At 40.4% G+C, this 245-nt stretch carries 1 protein-coding gene; it reads right to left on the bottom strand.

Annotation, left to right across the window (positions count from 1 at the left end; all coding sequences use genetic code 11):
• Positions 1-228: hypothetical protein (locus tag PL9631_RS25840; RefSeq protein ID WP_156090730.1), on the bottom strand; the 228-nt coding region annotated here is incomplete at its 3' end.
• Positions 229-245: the final 17 nt, after the last annotated feature.

Here is a 245-nt window from a genome sequence, read left to right as displayed (position 1 = left end):
TTCTGTCGGTAAATAAAGGCGAAATGACTCAATTCTTCCCGCTTTAAACTCTTGGGTAATTTCTAGTAACGCTTGCAAGTAAGCAATCTTAATCGCCTTTTGTAAGTCGTGATTAATGGGCTTTTCCCGATTTTTAAGCCTCTTTAAGAGAACTTTGACATCAAGGGGAGCCGTGACGATGTTGATCATCACGGGCAACAGAATCATGGAAAAAGGATCGATAACCATAATGCCAGAGGTATTGA

Source organism: Planktothrix paucivesiculata PCC 9631 (genome assembly GCF_900009265.2).
Classification (GTDB): Bacteria; Cyanobacteriota; Cyanobacteriia; order Cyanobacteriales; family Microcoleaceae; genus Planktothrix; species Planktothrix paucivesiculata.
The sequence above is the reverse complement of the archived record's forward strand: the minus strand, read 5'-3'. Positions and strand labels throughout refer to the sequence as shown.